We start from the raw sequence: 21,000 nt of genomic DNA, 5'->3' as shown, positions 1-21,000 counted from the left end.
TTTTCGCTAAAATACAAGAACTAAAGCTGTTATAAGTTCGTCTAGGAGGAATCAATGGGATTTTATTCACAAAGAATCCTACCTTACCTGCTTGACTGGTCGTTGTCCGATCTGACTATGGCTCAATACCGACGCGAAGTTTTAGCAAATGTGACAGGAGAAGTTTTAGAAATTGGGTTTGGAACAGGATTAAATCTTTCTTACTATCCAGAAAACATTCATAAATTAGTAGCAATTGATGCTAATCCTGGCGTTCATAATCTTGCTCGAAAGCGTATCCAAAAATCTCATATTACTGTAGACAATCGCGTGTTGAATGGCGAAAACTTGCCAATGGCAGATAATACGTTTGATAGCGTTGTCAGTACTTGGACGTTGTGTAGTATCACCAAAGTCGAACAAGCACTGCAAGAAATCTATCGAGTATTAAAACCAGGAGGAAAATTCTTTTTTGTAGAACACGGACTGAGTAATGAACCTCAAGTTCAAGTCTGGCAAAACCGTTTGAATCCAATTCAAAAAGTTATTGGTGATGGCTGTCACTTAAATCGTAATATTAGACAACTGATAGAAAAGCGATTTGATACGGTGACACTGAAAGAATTTTATGCAGAGAAAACACCCAAGTTTGTAGGTTATTTATATCAAGGTGTTGCTACTAAAGCTGTTTAGATGATAACTGAAAACTGACAACTAACAATATGCAAATTCCTCGCCTGCATCCCGATACAGTCGAACAAGTGAAACAACGAGCTGATGTTGTTGATATCGTCTCGGAACACGTTGTTCTGCGCAAGCGGGGGAAAGATTTTGTCGGTTTATGCCCGTTTCATGATGAGAAAACCCCTAGTTTTAGTGTCAGCCCAGGTAAGCAAATGTATTATTGCTTCGGTTGCGGGGCTGGAGGGAATGCAATTACATTTTTGATGGAATTGGGCAAGACTTCTTTCAGTGAGGTGGTACTGGATTTAGCGCGACGCTATTCCGTTCCCGTCCAAACTTTAGAACCCGAACAAAGACAAGAATTACAGCGTCAGATTTCGCTGCGAGAGCAATTATATGAAGTGATGGCTGTCGCTACACAATTTTATCATCATGCTTTGCAGCAACATCAAGGGCAGTTAGCTTTAGATTATTTGCAACAAAAACGACAGTTTAACTCAGAAACAATTCAGCAATTTAAGTTAGGATACGCGCCTGCGGGATGGGAAACTCTATACAGTTATTTGATAGAACAAAAACGATATCCCGTGCAAATAGTAGAACAGGCGGGATTGATCCGGCGGCGACAGTCAGGAGACGGGTATTACGATTATTTTCGCGATCGCATTATTATTCCGATCTGCGATCCGCAAGGACGATTTATCGGTTTTGGGGGCAGAAGTTTAGGCGACGAACAACCGAAATATCTCAATTCTCCTGAGACGGATATTTTTAATAAGGGTAGAACTTTATTTTGTTTAGACAAAGCTAAAAACGAGATTGCCAAACAAGATCGGGTGGTAGTAGTAGAAGGCTATTTCGATGCGATCGCCCTTCACGCTGCTGGAATTACTCACTCTGTCGCCTCGTTGGGAACAGCTTTGAGTATCGAACAAGTCCGAGCTTGTTTGCGTTATAGCGAATCAAAACAACTTATTCTTAATTTTGATGCCGATGCGGCAGGAACGCAAGCTACAGAAAGAGCAATAGGAGCGATCGCTAATCTTGCCTATCAAGGCGAAGTCAATTTACGAATTCTCAACTTACCAAATGGCAAAGATGCAGATGAATATCTCCACACTCATAGTCCAGAACATTACCGCGAACTTTTACAAAACGCCCCGCTATGGCTCGATTGGCAGATCCAACAACTAGTAGCAAACCGAGATTTAAAGCAAGCACCGGAAGCACAACAAGTCACGGTAAGTATGGTGAAGTTGTTACAGCAAATAAGCGACAGCAATCAACGCCAGCATTACATTCATCATTGTGCCGAAATTTTAAGTACAGGTGATGCCAGACTCGTACCGTTGTGGATTGAAAATTTATTAGATCGAGTTGCGCCAAATAGTTATCGCAAACCAGCACCACCGAGAAAACAGCAGCAAGCTAGCAATTCTAACTTACCTGTAGCAGGCGATCGCGCTTTACTGGAACAGGCAGAGGCAATTTTGTTGCGAATTTACCTACACCATCCCGAATACCGTCAAATCGTCACGGAAGCCCTACAGGAACGAGATTTAAAATTCGATCTACCCCACCACACTTTTCTCTGGCAGCAGATTTTGGCAAATGTAGAGACATCACACGTAACATCTGCCCAATCGTCAGATTTAATTTCGCGGCTACAAGTAGAGTGTATGGAGTATGAAGGTGAAACAAAGGCGATCGCGCGTCTATTTCACTTAGATGAAAAGACACAGATTGAACTATCGCGCTTTGCCCAGGTGATTCAAGCCGCTACAGCTTGTATGGAACGGGTGCAGTGCGAAAAACGCTACCGTCAATTTCTTCAATTGTGGGAACAAACCGACGAAGTAACTGCACCAGAACAATCTCAGTTATATTTTGAGTCGTTACGGCAAGCCCAGCAACGGCTGTTGGAATTGGACAAACAGCGACAGTTTACGCTGGCAGATTTGATCTAGGTGGGTGATGCCCACCCTACATTTAACTGATGGTAATTCAGGTAAGGGCGCACAGATGTGCGCCCCTACAGAACGTGTGGTATCAGTTGTCAGATCCGTTTGAATAACCACGTTCTCGCGAGGGCAGGTTTATGAATACCCTCATTAAGAATTAAATATTGTTGGTAAACCCGCCCCTACAACCAATTTTTGACTTTCGACTTTTGACTTTTGACTTTGCTTAATGTTTCAACACGATCCGATATCGTGCCTTGCCACTACGTAGGTGTTCCAATGCCTCGTTCACTTGGTCAAAACTGAAGGTTTCAATTATGGGTTCGATCTGATGGCGGGTGGCGAAGTCAAGCATTTGGGTGACAGTAGCCGGACTACCCAAGGGACTGCCGGAGATCGATCGCTGAGCCATAATTAAGGGAAAAATTTCCGTAGAAATAGGGTTAGGAACCACACCTACAAAATGCAATCGTCCTTTAGGACGCAAACAGGCAATGTATGTACTCCAGTCTAGATCGGCATTCACAGTAGAAAGAATCAAGTCAAAAGAGCCTTCTACCGATTTAAGTGCATTTGGATCGCGGGAGTTGATGAAGTGGTTAGCACCCATTTCCCTTGCTTCTGGTTCCTTATCGGCGCTGCTGGAAAAGGCACTGACATCGCAGCCCCAAGCATGAAGAAATCTCAATGCCATGTGTCCCAAGCCGCCAATACCAATGACTCCAACGCGATCGGTAGGCTTAACATCAAATTGGACGATTGGGTTAAAAACCGTAATTCCGCCACAAAATAAGGGTCCGGCTGACACTGGCTGCATGGCATCGGGTAGGGGAGCAACCCAAGCTTCATGGGCGCGCACCTTGTCAGCAAAACCACCATAGCGACCGACAATTGTACCTTCTGCGGTGGCACAAAGGTTGTGATTGCCAGACATACACCACTCGCAAGTCATGCACGATCGCGAATACCATCCCAATCCGACCCGCTGTCCGACTTGGAGTTTTTTTACGGCACTGCCAACATCCGCAATCTTGCCTACAACTTCGTGTCCTGGAACAAAGGGATATTGTGTCATGCCCCAGTCATTATGGAGCATACTCAAGTCGCTATGGCAAATCCCGCAGTATTCTACGTCAATCTCTACATCTTCGCTACCGAGCGGTTTTGGCTCGTACTCGAAAGGCTTGAGTTCTCCACCTTTTTCTAAAGCTGCGTAGGCACGAATCATCTATTAGTCCTCGTGAAATGACACGACAAGCTTCATCGTAAAAGATTGCGATAAAGATTGCGATCGCTTACGGACAGAATAAAGTATCGCGGGTAGCACGTCCTGTAGTTGGGTTAACACCTTTAGCAACTTGACACAATTTATCTTGCACGTCGCGGCGCATCAACACATCCGTGAAATCGGCTCCGTCGATGACTGCACCGTCAAATTTGGTATTTGCCGCAAATGCGCCTTCTAAAATAGCATCCTTTAAATTGGCTCTAGTTAATCGTGCCGAGTCTAGAGTGGCGCTTGCCAAATTCGCCCCCTCAAAATTTGCCGAATCTAAATTAGCAGCAAACAAACTAACTCCTTCTAAATTAGAGTGACTGAAGTTACTACTACGCAAATTGGCGTGGCTGAAGCTAGAGTCCGTCAAGTCCCGCCCAGAGAAATCTGTCTCAATCAAACTTTCTTTGTTGTAATCCAGCGCTACAGCAGGGGGAACAATAGCAAGAAGTACTGAAAATGCGATCGCACCCCACAGTACAACAGCGAATATAGATTTCCAAATTCGATTTCCTAGCCCAGAATTCATAATCTTTCAGCTCATGGCAAACCATCCTGCCTTTCATTATCCCGACATTGGCGTACTTGGAGAAGATCTCGTCGCTCGGTGGCTGCAATCTTCCGGTTGGGAAATCCTGCACCGTCGTTGGCGCTGTCCTTGGGGAGAGTTGGATTTGGTTGCGAAGTTGGATGTACGTGAGAGGGACAAGGGGGACAAGGAGGACAAGGGAGACAAGGGGGACACGATCGCGCACCACCCATTCCCGACTCCCAACTCCCGACTCCCGACTCCCCTCTTAGCCTTTATTGAAGTCAAAACCCGCAAGCAAAATAACTGGGATGCAGGTGGTTTGTTGGCGATTACACCGCAAAAACAAATACGGCTTTGGCAAGCTGCGGAGTACTTTTTGAGTGTCTCTCCAAATTTAGCTACCTACCAATGCCGCTTTGATGTGGCGCTAGTCCAACATCGTAAATTATCGTTGGCTCGATTGAGACAGGCATCGCCTACACTTGACATTTCCCCTGACTTATCGTCTCTGTCAGTGCAGTTAGGACAAGCAGTTATAGTCGCTGGTTATCAACTCGTGCTACAAGAATACTTATCCGCTGCTTTTGATTGATGCGATCGCCATATCTCAATTTCAGGCTTCAATTTCAGCCTGCAATTCTGTTGCTGCCGATTTAAGCCAAAGTTTCGGGACAATAACCCAATCCCTTGACAAATTGTTGCCGAAATGTTTCTATTTCTTCCCGTTCTGGGTTGCCGTGAGAGACAATTGCGACTTGATAGCGACGCATCACGTCTACCGGAGATTGTCCGGCTTCCAAACTCCATAACGCCATTCTGACGCGGATCGGTGCTTCGTAGGGAATTCCCAGTTCATTTAAAAAAGCGCGGAAATCACCATCTTGTTGAGAGTTGAGAGGAGATTTCATTTTCACCTTCACAACCCAGCCATCAATTTGATGAATTACGGTAATGAAACTCAAGGGCATCTGGGGTCTGCCATGCAAATGTTCAACGATCCTCAATGTGAGGCTGGCGTTGGCAAGATAGTAAAGGTATTCCATATCCTTGCTGGGGAAACAAGCTATTCCTACATTTATATTTTTGCGAATTGACCGCGACGATACTAGCGTCAAACACCCACTCCACCTGGGTAGATTCACCCAAATACCCATGCGATCGCATCAATTCAAAATCTTACTTAAAATCCGTTAGAATACCGAACGTCACGCTCACAAAAAATGCATATCAATCAATTTAAAGATGCACTGTCTGCATTGAATTCCGTAAAAACACCTAATTTTGACTTGACGTCTTCTGCTAAATCTGAATTAGACTACTCTTTATCGAGTTATGATTACGAATTACCAGCAGAACGGATCGCTCAAAATCCAGTTTCTCCCAGAGATAGTTCTCGCCTGTTAGTAGTAAATCTCGATAGTCACGCCCATCAAATTTTTCGCGATTTACCAGAATTTCTTCAAAAAGACGATTTGCTGGTTATGAACGATACGCGGGTAATTCCCGCCCGTCTCTACGGACAAAAACCTAGCGGTGCGGCAGTGGAAGTATTACTGTTAGAAGAACGCCAGCCGAATGTATGGTTAGCTTTAGTCAAACCAGGGAGACGTTTAGCACCTGGGGCGAAGATTGTATTTTTTGAGCGGGAGGATAAAGGAGACAAGGGAGACAAGGGGGACAAGGGAGACAAGGAAGCAGGGGAGCAGAGGGGCAGGGGAGCAGAGGAGAAAAACAGTGCAACTCCCGATTCCCGACTCCCGTACGGGCGGGTTTCCAAACCCGCCCCTACCGACTCCCGACTCCCGACTCCCTGCTCTCTCACTGCTACAGTCCTAGAAACAGATGAAGAGACAGGCGGACGGGTGATACAGTTTGACCTACCAGAAGGTTTATCTGTCATTCAATTATTAGATAAATTCGGTCACGTACCTTTGCCACCCTACATTACCGATTCTCAAGCGGAATCAGAGCAATATCAAACAGTTTACGCTGAAAAACCAGGATCGGCAGCAGCACCGACAGCAGGGCTGCACTTTACACCTGAATTACTCAAACGCCTGCAAGAAAATGGTATAGAGCAAGCATTTGTCACTTTACATGTAGGAGTTGGCACGTTTCGTCCGGTAGAAGTGGAAGACGTAAAGACACATCAAATGCATGGAGAGTGGATTGAAGTTCCAGCTGCTACTGTAGAGCAAATTCGCGCAGCGCGATCGCGAGGAGGCAGAATTATTGCTGTCGGAACGACAACGGTAAGGGCTTTAGAGGGTGCTGCTGCATCGGGAGAACTACAGCCATTTTGCGGTAAGACAAATTTGTTTATTTACCCTGGTTATCAATGGCGGGTAGTAGACGGGTTAATTACTAATTTCCACCTGCCGCGTTCTAGTTTAATGATGCTCGTCAGTGCGGCAATTGGCAGAGAGCGATTGTTGGCATTGTACCAAGAAGCGATCGCCCAACAATACCGTTTCTATTCCTTTGGTGATGCCATGCTGATTTTGCCTCAAGGTAAAGAGTTGTAGGGACGCACAGGTGTGCGCCCCTACTAGAATTCTTCTGATGTGTTGAATTGTATAAATAACTGCCTAGTTTTCTTCCTAGTTTCGCTACAAAAATAGATAGAGCCGCGCATTGAAGGGTATTTCTGGGAACTCTATTAACAGTGGGTGGCTGTAAATCGTTTTAGCAAGCAATCGGATGCATGACGTAACTGAGTGCTTGGCAATCGTCGGCTTTAACCGATTAAGCTGCTTGAATTAGCAGTAACTAGGCATCATTGCTAGGGATATGAGAAATGAAAAGTTTGTCTGCTCGTGTTTTTCTCTTGCACAGCGCGTTATTTACAATCTTTTTTGTTGGTGCGCGGCTTCCTGCGTCAGCTTCCAATCAGTTATCAGTTACCAGTGACGAGACTTGTAGGGGCGCACAGCTGTGCGCCCCTACCATGACCCCAATATCATTACCAGAATCTAAAGTATGGGTGATTAAAAATAACAGCCAGCAGCCGGAATTACAATCTTATCTGTGGCTGGCTAATCATGAGCGGCAAGATTCTCGACAATCAACGCTGTTGTTAGCTCAAGAATCTAATCAGCTAGCAACAGCAAAAAATCCCAAACCGTCAGAGCTAAAAGCATTTAACGAAGTTATCAAAAATAGTAGTGCTATTAAAGGATTATTTACACTTTATCGCCAGAAGGATACAGGCAAAATTTATTTAGAAATTCAGCCGCAACAATTCAATAAAAACTTCCTCAGTACGATGACGATGGAAGCAGGGATTGGAGAGCGGGGGATTTATAGTGGAATGCCTTTACAGGATTTTTTATTTTATTTTCAGCGAGTCAACAATAATATTCATTTCGTCGTGCGTAACGTTAATTTTCGCGTTACTCCTGGTTCGCCGCAAACGCGATCTTTGACGCGATCGTTTAGCGATTCCGTTCTCTACTCAATTCCAATTAAAAGCATTCATCCTCAACGAAAAACTATTTTAATTGACCTTGGCGATCTCCTATTAAAAGATTTACCAGGACTAGCAGCGTCGCTCTCTACTCAGTTAGGAACGACCTATCAATTAGATGAAAATAAATCTTATTTTGGCTCAACTAAAGCTTTTCCCCTCAACATGGAAATTGAGTCAGTTTACGGCTTTTCCTATGGAGGCGCTAAGAGTAGCACCACGCCGAATTTAATGACGCTGCCAGACAGCCGCGCTCTAACTTTACGCATTCGCTATAGTCTATCTGAATTATCGGCTAATTCTACCTACAAGCCTCGCTTAGCTGACGATCGCATCGGTTATTTTATCACTGCCTATCAAGATTTTGCGATTGAAGACCGTAAAGAACCGTTTGTTCGCTACATTAACCGCTGGCAATTAGAAAAGCAAAATTCTAACGCCAAACTATCACCACCCAAAAAACCAATCGTATTTTGGATTGAAAATGCCGTTCCACTGGAATATCGGGATGCAGTTAAAGAAGGGGTATTAATGTGGAACAAAGCCTTTGAAAAAGCAGGATTTATCAATGCGATCGAAGTGCGACAAATGCCTGATGATGCTAAATGGGACCCTGCGGACGTGCGTTACAACGTAATTCGCTGGATTAACACAGTTGATGGCTTTTTCGCCCTTGGTCCTTCGCGGGTTAACCCCTTAACTGGGGAAATCTTGGATGCAGATATTTTAGTCGATGCCAGCTTCGTGCGCGTGCTAAAGCAAGAATATCGACGCATGGTTCAAGACAGTCGATCGCAGCCAACATCGGTATTATCTCAAATGATAAACGATCGCAGCGTATGTAACTCCGGTTTTGGACGAGGCTTCGGAGGACAAGGGGGACAAGGGGGACAAGAAGGACAAGGGGGACAAGGGGGACAAGGGGGACAAGGGGGACAAGGGGGACAAGGGGGACAAGGAGGACAAGGGGGACAAGGGGGACAAGAAGGACAAGGGGGACAAGGGGGACAAGGGGGACAAGGGGGACAAGGAGGACAAGGGGGACAAGGGAGAGAACAACCAATTACCAATTACCAATTACCAATTACCAACTCCCATTTATCAAAACTCGCAACAGAATACGACCTCTGTTATGGCATGGAAGCAGCAAACCAATTTGATTTTGGTTCTTTGGCACTCACGCTGTTTCAAAATACCACGCCTAACAGCGACAAAATGCAGCAATACATTCATCAATATTTGCGGCTGATTATTGCTCATGAAGTCGGGCATACACTCGGTTTGCGGCACAATTTTCGCGGTAGTACCCAGCTTCCACCAAGTGAGTTAAATGCTACCAAAATAACTCGCGATCGCGGTTTGACAACTTCAGTTATGGACTATCTTCCTCCGAATCTGGCTCCACCCGAGCGCGAACAGGGCGACTTTTTCCCTGATAGCATCGGTTCCTACGATGAGTGGGCGATTGAATACGGTTACACGCCCACAACAGCACCCCATCCCTTAGCAGAAAGACGATTTTTAGACCGAATTGGCGATCGCTCCTCGCGTCCAGATTTAGCTTATGCTACAGATGAGGATCGGTTCGATCTCGATCCCGATGTAAATGCTTGGGACTACAGTAGCGATGTTTTGGGCTATTCCCAAGGACAATTAGATATAGCGCGGGCAATGTGGAAAAAATTAAATCGGCGCTATCCAACTTCAGGTGAGAGTTACAGCGATTTAAGCGAACTGTTCGATCGCATTTTCTTACACTACCTGCGTCATACATACTACGCCACTAAATATATTGGCGGACAGTCATTTTACCGCGACCATGCTAGCGCTGATAACGGCAGATTACCATTCGTTCCCGTACCTGTAGCAAAACAGCGACAGGCTTTAGCAGTGCTGGAGAAATACGTATTTGCCCCAGATGCATTTAATTTTCCGCCAGAACTCTTGAATAAACTCGCACCCTCTCGCTGGATGCATTGGGGAGAACAAGCCGTGATCAACCGCCTCGATTACCCAATCCACGATAGTATTTACGCGCTACAAAGTTTAGTATTACGAGATTTACTATCGGGCGATCGCCTTTCCCGCTTACGCGACATCGAACTCAAGAGTCAGCCAAAACAAGCCCTCACTCTACCAGAATTATTTACCACCTTACAAAATGATATCTGGATGGAGGTTTTAAATCCAGACAAAACACCAACAAATATTTCTAGTTTGCGGCGAGCCGTCCAACGGGAACACCTGAAAATCATGACAGATATGATGTTACGCAAATCTAACGTTCCTGAAGATGCACGAACGCTTGCATGGTACAATTTGCAGCGGTTGCGAGAGAAATTAAATAAAGCAGTTGCTCGTTCTGGCACATTAGATGAATATACGAAAGCACATTTAGCAGAAACCCGCGATCGCATTGCCAAAACTTTAGATGCGAGAGTGGAATCGAGATGAATTCGGAATTCGGAATTGGTTGTTGATGAAATAGCAAGTCAATATAATCTTGGCGTTCTTCAACTTTGCGTCTTTGCGTCTTTGCGTGACATTAGATCCTATCTCTTGCTTCCAAGCAAAATTTAGATATCCTTAACCACCCACATCTCCTTGGATTATCAACACCGAACAATGAGCATTACGAACAACATGATTGCTAACGCTACCTAACAAAACTTCAGTAATCCCTTTATATCCCCTACGCCCTAAAACAATTAAATCTGCACCCCACTCTTTTGCTGCATCGCAAATTGTCGATCCTGGATTTCCCACCCGACAATTAAATTCAACTGAAATTCCCAAATCTTTTGTTTTCTCGCGATAACCCTGCAAAACATCTTGTCCTTCCTCAGTTTTTGCTTCAATTTGGGATGGATAATTCATTCTTGCTCCCAACTCAACGCCGTGAAACACCATCAAGTTTGCTAGATCTTTTGTAGCTAATTCTACAGCCTGCTCGAATACCACAGATGCTTGAGCTGAGCCATCAACGGCAACAAAAATTTTTTTGAAACTCACGATCGCCCCCAAATTAACTATCCTGTTACTGACGATACAGTAGATTCAGTCTCGATTCTATGAAAGAATCGCACAGATCGATAAATAGAATAGGTTCGATACTACAAAAATCTACCTAGAGTGGTAGAGTCTGAGGCAGAATTTCAATCAGTAGAAATATGATAAGCGATCGCCAAAACATTCAAGTATCTGTTGCTATCGTCGGCGGGGGACTCTCCGGTATGAGTGCAGCTTGGGAACTCTACCAAGCAGGGATCGATTCACTCGTTGTTTTGGAAGCAAACGATCGCATTGGCGGACGCACGTTTAACCAGCTTCATCCTAAGATTGGTTATGTAGAAATGGGTGGTACTTGGGTAGGACGCACGCAAACAGCTGTCCTCGATTTGGCACGACAGTTAGGAGTTGCCACCAAACAAGGTAAAGTTGATGGAGCCACGATTTACGGCTACCAGGGGATCTGGACGATGCACGAAGACAACCCTAGCGAGTCCGCCACGCCAGCTCAAAAAGATTTTGCTCAGGTAATGGCAAAATTCGAGCAACTCAGTCAGAACGTACCGCTAGACGCACCCTGGAACACACCTAATGCTGAGACTTTAGATTCTATCTCTGCGGGAGAGTGGATCGATCGCAATACGGAGACAATAGAAGCAAGAGCTTGGATGGCGGGTAGTATTCGTCAAGGAATCGCAGGCGATCCGCATCAAGTCTCGATGTTGTTCGTTTTATATTTTATGGCGAATGCGGGGTTTTTCGACCTACGCGAGACAGCCGAAGATTATCGTCTCGTCGGTGGTTCCCACAGTTTGACCTTAAAAATTGCTGAGCATTTAGGCGATCGCGTGTGGTTGAATACAAGAGTACGAGAGATTTCGCATGGCGATCGGGTACGCTTAGTGACAAAAAGGGGAGTCATACAAGCAGACTACGCGATCGTGGCAATGATGCCTAAAGATGCGGGAAAAATTCATTTCGATCCGCCTTTACCAGCAATTCATCAGCAATTAATATCGGAATGGCAGCAGATGAGCTGGATCAAATTCTTCTGTCTCTATCCACGTCCGTTGTGGTGGGGAAAAGCAGCCAGCGGACATTACTACAGTATGGACACGGAAGCAGAGGTTTTTGACGTTTCTCCAGATGATGGTAGCTATGGTTTATTAATTGGTTTTTTCGAGCCAAAATACTCTAATTTAAGTGAAGTAGAACGGCGCAAATGTGCGATTCAAACTGTTACAGATATGTTTGGTATTGCAGGCGCTGCACCAGAAGAATATTTTGAAATTGATTACACTCAACAATCGTGGACGAGTGGTTGTGTAGCAGCTTTACCACCTGGTTTATTGACACAAGCAGGAGCAGCACTAAACGAACCTGTGGGTAGAATTTATTGGGCAGGAACCGAACGTTCTACCCGTTGGATCAATTATATGGATGGAGCAGTGCGATCGGGTCAACATGCCGCACGTCAGATTCTCGAACAATTGATTTAAGATTTAATGACTGACAGAATTTTAAATCAACAAGTAGAATCAAAGATAGTAGTGGTCAAAATTGCTTAAAGGTAACTACTTATGGTACAAATATCACCTAAATCTTTAACACTGGAAGAGTTCATGAAATTACCAGAAACGAAACCCGCCAGCGAGTATATTAATGGTGAAATTCTTCAAAAACCGATGCCTCAAGGTAAGCATAGCGTCATTCGAGGCGAATTATCATCTACAATTATTACTATTTTAAAACCTCAGAAAATTGCTAGAGCATTTATAGAGCTTCGCTGTACCTTTGGTGGACGTTCAACTGTACCAGATGTATCTGTGTTTACTTGGGAACGAATTCCCCGCAAGGAAAATGGCGGAGTTGCCAATGTCTTTGCAATTGCACCTGATTGGACGATTGAAATTCTCTCACCCGACCAAAGCCAAACAAAAGTTACTAAAAATATCTTACACTGCCTCAAATATGAAACTCAAATGGGTTGGTTAATCGATCCAGAAGAACAAACAGTATTTGTTTATCTTCCCAACCAACAGCCAGAAGTATTTGATGAACCAGAACAGCAGATTCCTGTTCCATCTTTTGCACGAGAAATTAAATTAACTGTAGGAAACTTATTTGGATGGTTAATGGAGTAAAATCTGACTCATGCTGCTTCAACCGCTGCCATAATACCAAACATAATAAACAGAATTCCTCCAGCAATAGTTAACTTTCGCTCCGAGATACGTCCAGCTAACATGCGTCCGCAAACAACTGCAAGCGCCGCACACAAAGCATGACCTAAAATTGCTCCAATAGTCACGCCTACAACTGGATATCGAGTTGCTAAAGCAATAGTTGCAATTTGAGTGCGATCGCCCCATTCTGATAAAAAAGTTAGCGTGAAAGCCTCAGCAATAATTGCTCCGGCATTTTGAGTTTTCGGTAAATTAAATTCTGCTTTCTCAATCGCAGTTTTTGCCTCTTGAATAATTTCTGTATCGCAAGAACTCACTGGCATTTTACTTGCTTCGTAAAGCAACTTCAAACCAAAACCAAGAAACAAGGCTATTTCTGCATATTGAATGTATGTTTTAGGCAACAAAGCCGCAACTTGTCCCACTAAAACAGAAAGTATTGTCATTGCTGCCAAAGCGGATACTGCACCAGCAAACACCAGCCGTCGCGAATGACGCATCGCCAAAATTGCAGCGATGAAAAAAGTTTTATCTCCTAATTCTGAAACCGCAATCAGTAAAAAACTGGCAATGAAGGCTGCTAGCACTCTCTCAAGCTCCTTTGTAGCTGACTAACTTGAGCTTGCGAGCTTGACGAGTTACGAAAGACCTCACCAAGCTCACAATCTTCCTCTGTGAACTTAGTGAAGGTCTCACTGACAAGAGAGCGTCATTGGTCATCGGTCATTTGTTGAAGACAAGAACTTATGACTTTTTTCGCTCAATTGTCACCTGAACCAGGCAGCAAGCCAGCATGTTGATTCAGGTATCTGGCACAGTTGTGATGCCAGTAGCTACTCCCCTTCAAATTTATTTGATCCTTAACATATCATTGCTGAGATGCGTCGTCAAACAGCGATCGCGGATCGGTGTAGAGACGTTACATGTAAAGTCTCTACACCGATCCCTAATATTTCCGTTCTTGTGGCTCAAACATAGTAATTGCGACGGGTTTGTATTGTAGGTCGATACCAGCAGGGGAATAATACGAGAGGGTGTGCTTGAGGAAATTACTGTCGTCCCGTTGCGGAAAGTCCTCGCGGAAGTGAGCGCCACGGCTTTCTTGACGGTTGAGGGCTGAATGTAAAATGAGTTGTCCGACGACAATTAAACTCCCCAATTCTAAGGCTTCAATAATTTCTGTATTCCAACAACTGCCTTTATCATCTAGATATATTTGCGCGGATTGCTGTTGCAGTTGTTGCAATTGTTGTAAGCCTTCTTGCATCAAACTTTCCGTCCGAAATACGCCGCAGTGCTGCGTCATAGCATCTTGAAAAGCCGTACGGACTTGCTCGATCCGGTACTTTCCTGGTTGTTCTAACAAGGCTTGGATTTGCTGTTTTGCCTCGTTGATATAGCGTTGCTCTTGGATATCCGGTAATTTACGATTTTGGACGTATTGCGCGATCGCAGCTCCGGTACGCCGTCCGTAGACTACGCATTCCAACAAAGAATTGCTCCCCAAGCGATTAGCACCGTGAACGGAGACACAAGCACACTCTCCAGCCGCAAAGAATCCCTCCACTAACTGCTCGGCACTCCGGCGCACCTGTCCGTCTGTATTCACGGGTATCCCACCCATAGAATAGTGGACTGTGGGACGCACGGGCATCGGCTGATGAACGGCATCAACTCCTACGAGTCGATGGGCTTCTTCCCAGCAAAAAGGGACGCGGCTCATAATTTTTTCTCTGCCCATGTGCCGCAAGTCGAGATACACGCAGGGACCACCCGCTCGACCATCGGGATAAACGCCGCGTCCGGCACGAATTTCATAAGCGATCGCCCTAGAGGTAATATCCCGTGGCGCTAATTCCATCCTTGAGGGGGCGTATGTTGCCATAAAACGCTCTCCCTCGGCATTAATTAAATAAGCTCCTTCTCCCCGCACGGCTTCCGAGATCAATACGCCTACTGGATACAATCCCGTGGGGTGAAATTGGACGAATTCCATGTCTTCTAAAGGTAGACCTGCGATCGCTGCCATCGCCAATCCGTCGCCTGTCGAAGCATAATCGTTAGAAGTCGTGTTGTAGACTCGACCGTAACCGCCCGTAGCAAACATCACCGCTTTGGCGCGTACGACTTCGATGTGTCCGTCGAGAATGCGGTACATCACCACGCCCTTAGCTTGACCGTCCTCCAAAATCAGACGCATCACGTACCATTCTTCATAAACCTGTACGCCGTATCGTCGTAAATTATTGACGAGTTCGTGCAAAATAGCGTGTCCGGTCTTATCTGCGGCATAGCAGGTACGATTGTGAGAATGTCCGCCGAAGGCTCTTTGGGCGATGCGACCGTCAGGCAAGCGAGAAAACAACACCCCCATATGTTCTAGGTCTATCACCACATCGGGGGCTTCACGGGCTAGCAACTCTACTGCATCTTGATCGGCTAGATAGTCGGAACCTTTCACGGTATCGAAGGCGTGGGCTTCCCAGCTATCTTTATCATCCACATTCTTCAGCGTTGCAGCAATTCCTCCTTGAGCGGCGACAGAATGAGAGCGGATCGGGTGAGTTTTCGCCACTACAGCCACATTCAAACTCGGATCGAGGCGGGCAATTTCTACTGCGGCACGACAGCCAGCCAGTCCGCCGCCAACAATAATGACATCGTGTTCTAGCATTTAATTACATTATTTGCTAAAAAAGTGTTCTCTAGCTCTATAGTGGCTTAACAAGGGGCGAGGAGGAGCCAGTTCGTTGGGCGGGTTCCCCGACTTGAAGCATCTGGCGTTGAGGAGCGAGGGTGAGAAAATTTTATATTTTGAATTGGAGTTGCTTCCTTGTCCCTCTTGTTTCCCTTGTCCCCCTTGTCCTTTCCCTCACCCCTCATCCCTAGCTAACTGGCGCTGGTTGTTGCTGCGAAACGTTACCAGGAATAGGTTCAGATTTTGTACCTGGTTCTGTTGCTGTCAGTTCGATATGATTGAGCAGGGTTGTGACGAAGGCAAAAAGTAGGAAAGGTAAAGAAAGTAATACAATGAGTCCTACAGTCGCTAAGGCGTAAATTGGTTTTCTCGCACCCATCATTGCCATTGCCGCAGCCAAACTCACGGTGATAGTGATCAACCAGACAATAATCTGACCGTAAATATCCCCAAATGTCAGAGTGCAGACAAAGCGATACTTTTGAATGTTATTCATATTCATCAGATTTCCTTTTAACATCTCTTATTTTTCTAGGTTAAAGCTCTGATAGGTTTCTGGACAGTTTCTAAACATTTTTGTCATTTTTGCAACAGTTATTTACATTTTGCTAGATGGTTTTCTCGCGATTCATCTTTCAAGCTAAAAGTTGTTATCTCCTGCTTTTTCATAGATCGGCATTGATAGAGAGTTTTCGGTTAAATTTGCTACTCAGTAGCTATCAAACTCTTGTTTCCACGTAACCGCTTGTATTGGCATTCAATTGAGCTACTTGGCGCTAGAAGCATTTCCCTGCTTAAACTTCAATTAATCTACAATTAACCTAATGTTAGGTTTTGCATAACGAGTTCATCCACTATGTGCGTGATTATTAAGATTGTCTGTGCGATTGACTACTATTAGTGGATGAGGAGACTCAGAAGAATATGCTGCTATCTGGAATTACGCTGAAGCGTGTTGTTGCGACTTCAGCAGTCGCAGCTACAGTTACCTTGGGAGCTAGTTTAACGGGAATTGCGCAACAAACTGCTACCCTCAATGGTGCTGGGGCAACTTTCCCAGAACCCCTATATCAACGCTGGGCTAGCGAGTTGCGTAAAGCTAACCCGCCACTTCAAGTCAACTATCAAGGAATTGGTAGCGGTGGCGGCGTGAGACAGTTTATTGCTGGCTCAGTCGATTTTGGCGCTAGCGATAATGCCATGACCGATGAAGAAGTGAAAAAAGTTAAGAACGGCGTGGTATTCGTCCCCACAGCTGGCGGTCCCGTTGCCGTGGTGTATAATGCTCCTGGCGTTAACGAGCTAAGACTATCTCGTAAAGTCTTACCACAGATTTTTGCAGGTCAAATTAAGAATTGGAACGATCCGGCGATCGCCGCTGATAATCCTGGGGCAAAATTACCAAATCAGCCTATTAGACTTGCCGTCCGTGCTGATGCTAGCGGTACGAGCTTTATCTTCACCAACGCCCTCAGCGCCATGAGTCCCTACTTTAAAGGTAGAATCGGTCCTAATCGCGCTCCTTCTTGGGCTGGTAGCCCCCTTAAAGGCAAAGGCAATCCTGGTGTAGCTCAAATCGTGCAGCGGACTCCTGGTAGCATTGGCTATGTAGAGGCTGCTTTTGCTAGTGAAAATAAAATTCCAATGGCACAAGTGCAAAACAGCAAAGGGGAATTTATATCACCAACTCAAGAGGCAGCAGACCAAGCTTTAGAAGGTGTGAAGTTCAATCCTGATTTTCGCGTAAACTACGATCTACTTGGCAATCCTGACTCTGGATATCCAATTGTCGGTTTGACCTGGATTATGGTTTATAGAAACTACGAACAGCCAGGTAAAGCTGATGCCGTCAAACGGATGGTAGAGTGGATGATGACTGACGGTCAGGCAATTAACGGTCAACTCAACTACACGCGCATTCCTGCTAAGGTTGCCGGTCAAGTCGTACAGACTGTGAAAAGCGAAGTGAAGTAGATAATTGCATGTAGAGACGTTATAGGTAACGTCTCTATATAGTTGATTTCAAACAAATGATGTATGTCAGAACCACATGTAGAAAATAATCGGCAGTTTCCTCTTAAGTCAGAGATAGATTTAACTGCATCTTCAGGAAAATTTGCGTGGTTCGACCAAGGGTTTACCTGGCTGGTATATGGCTTGGCATTTGCTATGGTAGCCCTACTTTTTTGGATTAGCTGGATTATCTTTGAAAATGCCCTGCCAGCTATTCGACAATTTGGGCTGGGTTTTTTGTGGAGTCAAGAATGGAATGTAGCAGATCTCAAATTTGGGGCACTGCCATTCATTTTTGGCACTTTAGTCAGTTCGGCACTCGCCATGTTAATTGCCGTTCCCGTGGGATTAGCAGTAGCGTTAATTACGAGCGAAGATATTTTGCCTGCTTCAGTGCGATCGCCCATTGCTTTCATGGTAGAGTTGATTGCCGCTATTCCTAGCGTCATTATCGGTCTGTGGGGCATTTTCGTACTGATTCCGTTTTTGCAACCGATTCAACAATGGCTTTACGACCATTTCGCTTGGATACCCCTGTTTAGCACTCCACCAGTAGGCTATGGGATGTCGAGTGCAGGCGTAATTCTGGCGATTATGATTTTGCCGACAATGGCAGCAATTAGCCGCGAAGTTCTACTTGCCGTACCAAAGGAATTACGCAGTGGTTCGATGTCTTTGGGTGCAACCCGTTGGGAAACTATTTTCGGCGTGCTGTTACCAGCAGGTATTTCTGGTATAGTTGGAGCGGCAATTTTGGCACTCGGACGAGCGTTAGGGGAAACAATGGCTGTAACGATGGTAATCGGAAATACAGCACAAATCAGCCCTTCATTGTTAGATGTGGCATATACGATTCCATCTGTGCTAGCGAATGAGTTTGGTGAAGCATTAGATGGATTGCACGTCGGTGCGTTAATGTACTTAGCTTTGATTTTGTTTTTAGTCACGCTACTGGTAAATATTGCTTCAGTGGCTCTGGTAAAATTTATTAGCCGACACAATTGATTAAATTAAATAGCGATCGCTGTGATGTAAATTCATCCTGATATCTTCAATCTTTCCCCGTAACCAATTTTTAGACTCAATATCTATGAACGATCGCCCAATCGTAGAAAAGATAGATCCATCTTTGGCAGCAGAATTACGCCGTCCTTTGCCTACTTATAGAGCGGTTTTTAATAGCGGTATGACTGCGATCGCTCTGCTATTAACGGCTCTAGCTATATTACCTCTAGGATCGATCTTGCTCGAAATTCTGCTGAGGGGTGGTCAAAACTTTAGCTGGGCTGTGTTTACAAATATACCTGCCCCCGTAGGCGTAACGGACGTTCCCAATGGTTTTGGTAATGCGATCTTGGGTACTTTAATGATGGTAGGTATTGCTTCGGCGATCGCAATTCCAGTAGGAGTGCTGACAGGGATTTTCTTATCTGAATTTGGTAGAAATACAGCTATTGGCAGCTCGATCCGATTTATTATTACTATTCTCACGGGTATACCTTCAATCATTGCAGGTGTATTTGCTTACGGCGTTTTGATCTTGAACAAAGTTACGCAATTTTCTGCTGTAGCTGGAGGTTTTGCCCTGGCAGTCATCATGCTGCCCATCGTAGCGCTGACGACGGAAGAAGCTTTGAAACTGATCCCCAATCACCAACGCTTGGGTTCCGCCGCCTTGGGCGCAAATCGTCTGCAAACAACCTTCCGCGTTGTCGTTGCTGCGGCAATTCCCGCCATCACTACAGGCGTTTTACTCGCTGTTGCCCGCGCCGCTGGTGAAACAGCACCGCTACTATTTACCGCTTTATTTAGTATTAGCTGGCCCGATGGATTGTTTAATCCTACCCCCTCGTTATCCGTCCTGATTTACAACTACGCTAACTCTCCCGACCTTGGGCAAAACCAGATGGCATGGACTGCGGCTTTAGTTTTAGTAGGACTAGTTTTATGTATTAGTATTATCTCGCGTCTAGCAACCAGAAGAAGACAGTGACTAGTGGCTAGTGGCTAGTGGCTAGTGACTAGAAGCTCTCCCTTGTCCTCCTTGTCTCCCGACTCCTGACTCCCGACTCCCCAATCCATGAATTACACAAAATCAGTAGCAACAAATTTAATTCCAGCGCTGCGAGTGAAAAGCCTAAATTTTTTCTATGGCACTCGTAAGGCGATCGATAAGGTGACAATGGATATTTACCAAGGACAAGTTACCGCGATTATCGGTCCTTCTGGCTGTGGTAAATCGACTTTTATTAAAGCCCTTAACAGAATTAGCGAACTGGAAGGTAAAGTTAAAGTTGAGGGTCAGGTAGAGTTTTTCGGTCAAGATATTTACGATCGCCGTGTCAACCTGAATCGCCTGCGCCGCGAAATCGGCATGGTATTCCAAAAGCCTAATCCTTTCCCCATGAGTATTTACGATAACGTGGCTTATGGTGTAAGAGCGCAGTCTCGTCCGTCGCGGATGCAGTTGGATGATATCGTTGAATCTGCTCTCAAGGGTGCGGCTTTGTGGGATGAAGTCAAGGATAATCTGAAAAAATCGGCTTTGGGTTTATCAGGCGGACAACAGCAGCGTCTCTGTATTGCTAGGGCGCTAGCTGTCAAACCTAAGATTTTGTTGATGGATGAACCTGCTTCCGCCCTCGATCCGATCTCGACGATGAAGATTGAGGAATTAATTCACAGTTTGCGCGGAGAACTGACGATCGCGATCGTGACTCACAATATGCAACAAGCCGCCCGCGTATCTGACTATACGGCATTTTTTAGCACGGATGAGAGTCGGATCGGTCAGATGGTGGAGTTCGACGAAACGGAGAAAATCTTCTCCGAGGCTAACGATCCTCGTACTCAGGATTATGTGGAAGGTCGTTTCGGTTGAGGATTATTGTTGCAATATTATTACTTTCGTTAGCGATCGCGTTTCCTGCGGTTGCTAGTGTTTGTCGGACTCGCGACGGACATCAGATCTGCATTCTGAGTCTTCAACGCAGTGCTAAAAATTATTGGGAATATCGGGCAGATGTCAGTGTAGATGGTGTGAAAGGGGATACGGAGGTTTATAATTGCCGCGATCGCGTTAAAGTTCAAAAAGATCGGGTTGTGCCTTTTAGATCGGACGATCCTGGCGAAGTAGTCTGTAGTTTTTTCAAGCGATCGTCATGACCGTAGGGGCGGGTTTATCGACTAGATTGAC

20 protein-coding genes are annotated in these 21,000 nt (G+C 45.2%); 12 read left to right on the top strand and 8 right to left on the bottom strand.

The genetic code is table 11. The features are described 5' to 3' along the window. Positions 1–54 precede the first annotated feature (54 nt). Positions 55–672: a class I SAM-dependent methyltransferase gene (locus tag CHRO_RS03185; protein ID WP_015152740.1), complete on the top strand. Its 618-nt coding sequence runs from the start codon at positions 55–57 to the stop codon at positions 670–672. A 29-nt stretch (positions 673–701) separates the two neighbouring features. After that, positions 702–2,630 (top strand): DNA primase, encoded by a 1,929-nt coding sequence (gene dnaG, locus CHRO_RS03180; protein ID WP_015152739.1) that lies wholly within the window; start codon positions 702–704, stop codon positions 2,628–2,630. Positions 2,631–2,850: 220 nt separating this feature from the next. Here the strand turns inward: dnaG and ahr are convergent, their stop codons facing one another. Together ahr and CHRO_RS03170 are read right to left on the bottom strand one after the other, a co-directional pair. After that, a complete protein-coding gene (gene ahr, locus CHRO_RS03175) occupies positions 2,851–3,852 on the bottom strand; it encodes an NADPH-dependent aldehyde reductase Ahr (RefSeq protein WP_015152738.1) in 1,002 nt (333 codons plus the stop codon). 67 nt (positions 3,853–3,919) lie between these two features. Next, on the bottom strand, positions 3,920–4,429 hold the full coding sequence (locus tag CHRO_RS03170) for a pentapeptide repeat-containing protein (RefSeq protein WP_015152737.1): 510 nt from the start codon (positions 4,427–4,429) through the stop codon (positions 3,920–3,922). Between the two features lie 13 nt (positions 4,430–4,442). On the opposite strand from CHRO_RS03170, the gene CHRO_RS03165 reads away from it, so the two are divergent. Next, positions 4,443–5,024, top strand: coding sequence for a YraN family protein (locus CHRO_RS03165; protein ID WP_015152736.1), 582 nt, complete (start codon positions 4,443–4,445; stop codon positions 5,022–5,024). A 61-nt stretch (positions 5,025–5,085) separates the two neighbouring features. Here the strand turns inward: CHRO_RS03165 and CHRO_RS03160 are convergent, their stop codons facing one another. Next, positions 5,086–5,475, bottom strand: coding sequence for a hypothetical protein (locus CHRO_RS03160; protein ID WP_015152735.1), 390 nt, complete (start codon positions 5,473–5,475; stop codon positions 5,086–5,088). Positions 5,476–5,652: 177 nt separating this feature from the next. Here CHRO_RS03160 and queA point away from each other — a divergent pair, with 177 nt between their 5' ends. Both queA and CHRO_RS33120 read left to right on the top strand, forming a co-directional pair. Then, on the top strand, positions 5,653–6,957 hold the full coding sequence (gene queA / locus CHRO_RS03155; RefSeq protein WP_015152734.1) for a tRNA preQ1(34) S-adenosylmethionine ribosyltransferase-isomerase QueA: 1,305 nt from the start codon (positions 5,653–5,655) through the stop codon (positions 6,955–6,957). Between the two features lie 272 nt (positions 6,958–7,229). Next, complete coding sequence (locus CHRO_RS33120) at positions 7,230–10,352, top strand: zinc-dependent metalloprotease (RefSeq protein ID WP_015152733.1); 3,123 nt, start codon at positions 7,230–7,232, stop codon at positions 10,350–10,352. A gap of 132 nt (positions 10,353–10,484) precedes the next feature. On the opposite strand, the gene CHRO_RS03145 is transcribed toward CHRO_RS33120, so the two are convergent. Then, positions 10,485–10,910 (bottom strand): universal stress protein, encoded by a 426-nt coding sequence (locus tag CHRO_RS03145; protein ID WP_015152732.1) that lies wholly within the window; start codon positions 10,908–10,910, stop codon positions 10,485–10,487. A gap of 158 nt (positions 10,911–11,068) precedes the next feature. Between CHRO_RS03145 and CHRO_RS03140 the strand changes: the two genes are divergently transcribed. Next, entirely contained in the window at positions 11,069–12,406 is a 1,338-nt protein-coding gene (locus CHRO_RS03140) for a flavin monoamine oxidase family protein (protein WP_015152731.1), read from the top strand. An 81-nt stretch (positions 12,407–12,487) separates the two neighbouring features. Continuing rightward, the gene (locus CHRO_RS03135; RefSeq protein ID WP_015152730.1) at positions 12,488–13,051 is read left to right on the top strand and encodes a Uma2 family endonuclease; all 564 of its coding nucleotides are present in this window, start codon (positions 12,488–12,490) and stop codon (positions 13,049–13,051) included. A gap of 8 nt (positions 13,052–13,059) precedes the next feature. On the opposite strand, the gene CHRO_RS03130 is transcribed toward CHRO_RS03135, so the two are convergent. The 4 genes from CHRO_RS03130 to CHRO_RS03120 form a co-directional block, all read right to left on the bottom strand. Then, positions 13,060–13,680: a TMEM165/GDT1 family protein gene (locus CHRO_RS03130; protein ID WP_015152729.1), complete on the bottom strand. Its 621-nt coding sequence runs from the start codon at positions 13,678–13,680 to the stop codon at positions 13,060–13,062. 359 nt (positions 13,681–14,039) lie between these two features. Then, on the bottom strand, positions 14,040–15,767 hold the full coding sequence (locus CHRO_RS03125) for a succinate dehydrogenase/fumarate reductase flavoprotein subunit (protein WP_015152728.1): 1,728 nt from the start codon (positions 15,765–15,767) through the stop codon (positions 14,040–14,042). Between the two features lie 47 nt (positions 15,768–15,814). Continuing rightward, positions 15,815–15,976: a hypothetical protein gene (locus CHRO_RS31560; RefSeq protein WP_181824264.1), complete on the bottom strand. Its 162-nt coding sequence runs from the start codon at positions 15,974–15,976 to the stop codon at positions 15,815–15,817. 2 nt (positions 15,977–15,978) lie between these two features. Continuing rightward, positions 15,979–16,293, bottom strand: a complete 315-nt coding sequence (locus CHRO_RS03120) for a hypothetical protein (RefSeq protein ID WP_015152727.1) — start codon at positions 16,291–16,293, stop codon at positions 15,979–15,981. Between the two features lie 422 nt (positions 16,294–16,715). Here CHRO_RS03120 and pstS point away from each other — a divergent pair, with 422 nt between their 5' ends. The 5 genes from pstS (at position 16,716) to CHRO_RS03095 (ending at position 20,969) form a co-directional block, all read left to right on the top strand. Then, positions 16,716–17,765, top strand: a complete 1,050-nt coding sequence (gene pstS, locus CHRO_RS03115; RefSeq protein ID WP_015152726.1) for a phosphate ABC transporter substrate-binding protein PstS — start codon at positions 16,716–16,718, stop codon at positions 17,763–17,765. A gap of 63 nt (positions 17,766–17,828) precedes the next feature. Then, entirely contained in the window at positions 17,829–18,809 is a 981-nt protein-coding gene (gene pstC / locus CHRO_RS03110) for a phosphate ABC transporter permease subunit PstC (protein ID WP_015152725.1), read from the top strand. Between the two features lie 85 nt (positions 18,810–18,894). Next, positions 18,895–19,797 carry a phosphate ABC transporter permease PstA gene (gene pstA, locus CHRO_RS03105; RefSeq protein ID WP_015152724.1) on the top strand — a complete coding sequence of 301 codons (903 nt, stop codon included), beginning with the start codon at positions 18,895–18,897 and terminating at the stop codon, positions 19,795–19,797. An 87-nt stretch (positions 19,798–19,884) separates the two neighbouring features. Beyond that, positions 19,885–20,685, top strand: coding sequence for a phosphate ABC transporter ATP-binding protein PstB (pstB, locus tag CHRO_RS03100; protein ID WP_015152723.1), 801 nt, complete (start codon positions 19,885–19,887; stop codon positions 20,683–20,685). Beyond that, the gene (locus CHRO_RS03095; RefSeq protein WP_015152722.1) at positions 20,682–20,969 is read left to right on the top strand and encodes a hypothetical protein; all 288 of its coding nucleotides are present in this window, start codon (positions 20,682–20,684) and stop codon (positions 20,967–20,969) included. Before pstB ends, CHRO_RS03095 begins: the two co-directional genes overlap by 4 nt. Positions 20,970–21,000 lie beyond the last annotated feature (31 nt).

Origin of the sequence: Chroococcidiopsis thermalis PCC 7203, assembly GCF_000317125.1 — a bacterium.
Classification (GTDB): domain Bacteria; phylum Cyanobacteriota; class Cyanobacteriia; order Cyanobacteriales; family Chroococcidiopsidaceae; genus Chroococcidiopsis; species Chroococcidiopsis thermalis.
The sequence above is the reverse complement of the archived record's forward strand: the minus strand, read 5'-3'. Positions and strand labels throughout refer to the sequence as shown.

Coding starts and splice junctions, on each gene's coding strand:
- CHRO_RS03185 (WP_015152740.1), top strand. CDS start 55: ATGGGATTTTATTCACAAAGAATCCTACCTTACCTGCTTGACTGGTCG.
- dnaG (WP_015152739.1), top strand. CDS start 702: ATGCAAATTCCTCGCCTGCATCCCGATACAGTCGAACAAGTGAAACAA.
- ahr (WP_015152738.1), bottom strand. CDS start 3,852: ATGATTCGTGCCTACGCAGCTTTAGAAAAAGGTGGAGAACTCAAGCCT.
- CHRO_RS03170 (WP_015152737.1), bottom strand. CDS start 4,429: ATGAATTCTGGGCTAGGAAATCGAATTTGGAAATCTATATTCGCTGTT.
- CHRO_RS03165 (WP_015152736.1), top strand. CDS start 4,443: ATGGCAAACCATCCTGCCTTTCATTATCCCGACATTGGCGTACTTGGA.
- CHRO_RS03160 (WP_015152735.1), bottom strand. CDS start 5,475: ATGGAATACCTTTACTATCTTGCCAACGCCAGCCTCACATTGAGGATC.
- queA (WP_015152734.1), top strand. CDS start 5,653: ATGCATATCAATCAATTTAAAGATGCACTGTCTGCATTGAATTCCGTA.
- CHRO_RS33120 (WP_015152733.1), top strand. CDS start 7,230: ATGAAAAGTTTGTCTGCTCGTGTTTTTCTCTTGCACAGCGCGTTATTT.
- CHRO_RS03140 (WP_015152731.1), top strand. CDS start 11,069: ATGATAAGCGATCGCCAAAACATTCAAGTATCTGTTGCTATCGTCGGC.
- CHRO_RS03135 (WP_015152730.1), top strand. CDS start 12,488: ATGGTACAAATATCACCTAAATCTTTAACACTGGAAGAGTTCATGAAA.
- CHRO_RS03125 (WP_015152728.1), bottom strand. CDS start 15,767: ATGCTAGAACACGATGTCATTATTGTTGGCGGCGGACTGGCTGGCTGT.
- CHRO_RS31560 (WP_181824264.1), bottom strand. CDS start 15,976: ATGAGGGGTGAGGGAAAGGACAAGGGGGACAAGGGAAACAAGAGGGAC.
- CHRO_RS03120 (WP_015152727.1), bottom strand. CDS start 16,293: ATGAATATGAATAACATTCAAAAGTATCGCTTTGTCTGCACTCTGACA.
- pstS (WP_015152726.1), top strand. CDS start 16,716: ATGCTGCTATCTGGAATTACGCTGAAGCGTGTTGTTGCGACTTCAGCA.
- pstC (WP_015152725.1), top strand. CDS start 17,829: ATGTCAGAACCACATGTAGAAAATAATCGGCAGTTTCCTCTTAAGTCA.
- pstA (WP_015152724.1), top strand. CDS start 18,895: ATGAACGATCGCCCAATCGTAGAAAAGATAGATCCATCTTTGGCAGCA.
- pstB (WP_015152723.1), top strand. CDS start 19,885: ATGAATTACACAAAATCAGTAGCAACAAATTTAATTCCAGCGCTGCGA.